The following is a 2,359-nucleotide window of genomic DNA, read 5'->3' on the forward strand; positions in this document are numbered from 1 at the left end:
TTCAGGACAACACAGCGCCAACATGGACAACTGCAGCCACTTCTCTAAATGTGACTTTACAATGCAGTGATCTTTCAGGTTTGGCAACCGCTCAAGCTCAGGCTCCCGTAGCTACTGATAATTGTGGAGGAGCTGTAACCTATACCAAAATAAGTGGGAACTTTGCTCAGGGTTCTTGTGTAAACTCAGGAACTTACACCAACACCTGGGTAGCCAAAGATGTTTGTAACAACACTTCAACTACTTTCACTCAGGTAATTACCATTCAGGACAACACAGCGCCAATGTGGACAACTGCAACCACTTCTCTAAATGTGACTTTACAATGCAGTGATCTTTCCGGTTTGGCAACCGCTCAGGCTCAGGCTCCCGTAGCTACTGATAATTGTGGCGGAGCTGTAACCTACACCAAAATAAGCGGGAACTTTGCACAAGGCTCTTGTGTAAACTCTGGAACTTATACCAACACCTGGGAAGCCAAAGATGTTTGTAACAACACCTCAAGTGTTTTTACACAGGTAATTACCATTCAGGACAACACAGCACCAACATGGACAACTGCAGCCACTTCTCTAAATGTGACTTTACAATGCAATGATCTTTCAGGTTTGGCAACCGCTCAAGCTCAGGCTCCCGTAGCTACTGATAATTGTGGCGGAGCTGTAACCTACACCAAAATAAGCGGAAACTTTGCACAAGGCTCTTGTGTAAACTCTGGAACTTATACCAACACCTGGGAAGCCAAAGATGTTTGCAACAACACTTCAAGTATTTTCACACAAGTAATCACCATTCAGGACAACACAGCACCAACATGGACAACTGCAGCCACTTCTCTAAATGTGACTTTACAATGCAGTGATCTTTCAGGTTTGGCAACCGCTCAGGCTCAGGCTCCCGTAGCTACTGATAATTGTGGCGGAGCTGTAACCTACACCAAAATAAGCGGAAACTTTGCACAAGGCTCTTGCGTAAACTCTGGAACTTATACCAATACCTGGGAAGCCAAAGATGTTTGTAACAACACTTCAACTACTTTCACGCAGGTAATTACCATTCAGGACAACACAGCACCAACATGGACAACTGCTGCTAATGCTTTGAATGTAACTTTACAATGTAGCGATACTGCTGGTTTGGCAACCGCTCAGGCTCAGGCTCCTGTAGCAACTGATAATTGTGGCGGAATTGTAACCTACACCAAAATAAGCGGAACGTTACAAAGAGGAAATTGTGGAAGTACTGGATCTTACACCAACACTTGGGAAGCTAAAGATGTTTGTTTGAATACTTCAACAATATTTACACAAGTAATTACCATAGAAGACAATGCAGCTCCAACATGGATTACACAACCTGGAACTTTAAACGTTACTTTGCAATGCAGTGACACAGCAGGTTTAACAACCGCTCAAAATCAAGCTCCAATTGCAACTGCAAACTGTACAATAGTTACTTACACAAAAACTAGTGGTGAATTTGTAACATCCAAAGGTTGTTCAAATGCAGGAACTTATACCAATACCTGGATTGCAAAAGACGATTGCGGAAATCTTACAGATACTTTCACCCAAGTAATCACAATCGAAGATACCACTGCCCCAACATGGGCTACTGAAACGGCTTCTTTAAATGTGACTTTACAATGCAGCGACCTTTCTGGATTGGCAAACGCTCAGGCAATGTTCCCTGTAGCTTCCGATCTTTGCGATACCGATGTATCGAATATCCTAAAAGTTACCGGTCAGTTTATGGCTGCTGAGGGATGTGGAAATTCCGGAACTTACACCAACACCTGGACTGTAAAAGACGATTGTGGCAATACTTCTGATACTTTTACCCAAGTAATCACAATCGAAGATACCACAGCTCCGACTTGGGCTACTGAAAAAGCTTCCTTAAATGTGACTTTACAATGCAGCGACACTTCAGGATTAACAAACGCTCAGGCAATGTTCCCTATAGCTTCCGATCTTTGTGATACCGATGTATCGAATATCGTAAAAGTTACCGGTCAATTTATGGCTACTGAAGGTTGTGGAAATTCCGGAACTTATACCAACACCTGGACTGTAAAAGACGATTGTGGCAATACTTCTGATACTTTCACCCAAGTGATCACTATCGAAGATACCACTGCGCCAACATGGGCTACTGAAACCGCTTCTTTAAATGTAACTTTACAATGCAGCGATCTTACAGGATTGGAAAACGCTCAGGCAATGTTCCCTGTGGCTTCCGATCTTTGTGATACCGATGTATCCAATATCGTAAAAGTTACCGGTCAGTTTATGGCTGCTGAGGGATGCTCAAACGCAGGAACTTATACCAATACCTGGACTATTACCGACGATTGTGG

Annotated in this window: 1 protein-coding gene; it reads left to right on the plus strand. The window is 43.2% G+C overall.

Features of this window, described 5'->3' with window-relative positions; translation table 11 throughout:
- A partial coding sequence (locus FLV_RS19850; RefSeq protein ID WP_243236493.1) for an Ig-like domain-containing protein occupies positions 1-2,359 on the plus strand: 2,359 nt, incomplete at both ends.

The organism is Flavobacterium pectinovorum, from assembly GCF_022802975.1.
Classification (GTDB): Bacteria; Bacteroidota; Bacteroidia; order Flavobacteriales; family Flavobacteriaceae; genus Flavobacterium; species Flavobacterium pectinovorum_B.